Here is a 1,808-nt window from a genome sequence, read left to right on the forward strand (position 1 = left end):
GCCTGAAGATTGCCGCCGCCTGCGGGCTGCTGTTCCTGCACCTGCCGATCCTGCTGATCTTCGTCTATGCCTTCACCACCGAAGAGAAGAGTTTCGTCTGGCCGCCGCCAGGGCTGACGACGCAGTGGTTCGCCGTGACCTGGAACCGGCCAGATGTCTGGCAGGCGCTGTCGCTGTCGGTCAGGGTGGCCGCGATTTCGACGGCGATCGCGCTCATCCTCGGCACGCTCTGTTCGGCGGCGGTGTCGCGGACAAGATTCTTCGGCCGCGAAACCATCTCGCTGCTGGTCATCCTGCCGATCGCGCTGCCCGGCATCATCACCGGCATTGCGCTGCGCTCGGCCTTTTCGCTGGCCGACATCCCGTTCTCGTTCTGGACGATCGTGCTTGGCCACGCCACCTTCTGCGTGGTCGTCGTCTACAACAACGCCGTCGCCCGTTTCCGCCGCACTTCCGGTTCGATGATCGAGGCTTCGATGGATCTCGGCGCCGACGGTTTTCAGACCTTCCGCCATGTCGTGCTGCCCAACATCGCCACGGCGCTGCTTGCCGGCGGCATGCTGGCCTTCGCGCTGTCCTTCGACGAGGTCATCGTCACCACCTTCACCGCCGGCCAGCAGCAGACGCTGCCGATCTGGATGCTGGAAGAACTGATCCGTCCGCGCCAGCGCCCGGTCACCAATGTCGTTGCCATGGTCGTCATGCTGGTGACGTTGCTGCCGATCCTTGCCGCTTATTACCTCACCCGTGACGGCGACCAGATCGCTGGAAGCGGGAAATGAAAAACAGCGAATAGGGAGTAGCGAATAGGGATCGACGGTCAAACCCTACTCGCTTTCAGCTACTCGCTACTCGCTTCTGTAAAGGGAGAAACCTTATGGACACCCAGATGCTGATCGGCTCGAAATTCGAGAAGGGCACCGAGACCGAGGAGCCGATCCTCAATCCAAAGACCGGGGCGACCATCCTCAACCTGCCCGAGGCCAGCCAGGCGCAGATCGAGGCGGCGGTCACTGCTGCCGAACAGGCGTTCGTCTTGTGGTCGCGCACCACGCCGGCGCAGCGCTCCGGCTATTTGCTGAAGATCGCCGACCGCATCGAAGCCGACGCGAAGGAGTTCGCCACGCTCGAGGCGCTCAACTGCGGCAAGCCGATCAACGCCGTGCTCAATGACGAAATCCCGGCGATCGTCGATTGCTACCGCTTCTTCGCCGGCGCCGTCCGTTCGATGCCGGGCGTCGTCGCTGGCGAATACATTCCCGGCCACACCTCGATGGTCCGTCGCGATGCCATTGGCATCGTCGCTTCCATCGCGCCGTGGAACTATCCGCTGATGATGATGGCCTGGAAGCTGGCGCCGGCGATCGCCGGCGGCAACACCGTCGTCTTCAAACCGTCCGAGCAGACACCGCTGACGGCGCTGAAGCTGGCAAAAATCCTTGCGGACATCCTGCCCGAAGGCGTCGTCAATGTCGTGCTCGGCCGCGGCGACAGCGTCGGCAACACGCTGATCAATCATCCCAAGGTCAACATGATCTCGATCACCGGCGATGTCGCCACCGGCAAGAAGGTGCTGCAGGCGGCCGCCAAGTCGGTCAAGCGCACGCATCTCGAGCTCGGCGGCAAGGCGCCGGTCATCGTCTTCGACGACGCCGACCTCGGCGCCGTGGTCAACGGCCTGCGTGCCTTCGGCTATTACAATGCCGGCCAGGACTGCACCGCCGCCTGCCGCATCTACGCCGGCAAGAAGATCTACGACAAGCTCGTCGCCGATCTCTCCTCGGCCGTCTCGACCATCAAGTACGACC

The 1,808-nt window shown here is 63.3% G+C and carries 2 protein-coding genes; both read left to right on the plus strand.

Annotated features, from left to right (window positions below; genetic code table 11):
• Positions 1–2: 2 nt before the first annotated feature.
• Positions 3–782, plus strand: a complete 780-nt coding sequence (locus EN884_RS34785; RefSeq protein ID WP_245492040.1) for an ABC transporter permease — start codon at positions 3–5, stop codon at positions 780–782.
• 95 nt (positions 783–877) lie between these two features.
• The coding region (locus EN884_RS34790) for an aldehyde dehydrogenase family protein (protein ID WP_128361079.1) at positions 878–1,808 on the plus strand (931 nt) is incomplete at its 3' end.

This window comes from Mesorhizobium sp. M7A.F.Ca.AU.001.01.1.1 (assembly GCF_004022735.1).
GTDB classification, from domain to species: Bacteria; Pseudomonadota; Alphaproteobacteria; order Rhizobiales; family Rhizobiaceae; genus Mesorhizobium; species Mesorhizobium ciceri.